At 57.0% G+C, this 1,034-nt stretch carries 1 rRNA gene; it reads left to right on the forward strand.

The features are described 5' to 3' along the window. A 23S ribosomal RNA gene (locus ACIBHY_RS54745) occupies positions 1-1,034 on the forward strand; the annotation flags it as partial.

Here is a 1,034-nt window from a genome sequence, read left to right on the forward strand (position 1 = left end):
TGTGATGTGACTGCGTGCCTTTTGAAGAATGAGCCTGCGAGTTATGGTGTGTGGCGAGGTTAACCCGTGTGGGGGAGCCGTAGCGAAAGCGAGTCTGAAGAGGGCGTTTGAGTCGCATGCTGTAGACCCGAAGCGGAGTGATCTACGCATGGGCAGGTTGAAGCTCAGGTAAGACTGGGTGGAGGACCGAACCCACCAGGGTTGAAAACCTGGGGGATGACCTGTGTGTAGGGGTGAAAGGCCAATCAAACTCCGTGATAGCTGGTTCTCCCCGAAATGCATTTAGGTGCAGCGTCGCGTGTTTCTTGCCGGAGGTAGAGCACTGGATGGCCGATGGGCCCGACAAGGTTACTGACGTCAGCCAAACTCCGAATGCCGGTAAGTGAGAGCGTGGCAGTGAGACTGCGGGGGATAAGCTTCGTAGTCGAGAGGGAAACAGCCCAGATCACCGACTAAGGCCCCTAAGCGTGTGCTAAGTGGGAAAGGATGTGGAGTCGCAGAGACAACCAGGAGGTTGGCTTAGAAGCAGCCACCCTTGAAAGAGTGCGTAATAGCTCACTGGTCAAGTGATTCCGCGCCGACAATGTAGCGGGGCTCAAGTACACCGCCGAAGTCGTGGCATTGACCCCCATGCGGGGTTGATGGGTAGGGGAGCGTCGTGCAGCCGGCGAAGCAGCAGAGTGATCTAGTTGTGGAGGCTGTGCGAGTGAGAATGCAGGCATGAGTAGCGAATGCAGGGTGAGAAACCCTGCCGCCGGATGACCAAGGGTTCCTGGGCCAGGCTAATCCGCCCAGGGTAAGTCGGGACCTAAGGCGAGGCCGACAGGCGTAGTCGATGGACAACGGGTTGATATTCCCGTACCCGCTTCAATGCGCCCATACTGAACCTTTTGATGCTAAGAGTCCTTAAGCCATGTCTAAGGCCTTCGGGTCTGGTTGTGGCCGAACGCTCGAACCGATTGAGTAGTAGGTAAGCGATGGGGTGACGCAGGAAGGTAGTCCAGCCCAGGCGATGGTTGTCCTGGGGTAAGCAT

This window comes from Nonomuraea sp. NPDC050547, from assembly GCF_044457345.1.
Classification (GTDB): domain Bacteria; phylum Actinomycetota; class Actinomycetes; order Streptosporangiales; family Streptosporangiaceae; genus Nonomuraea.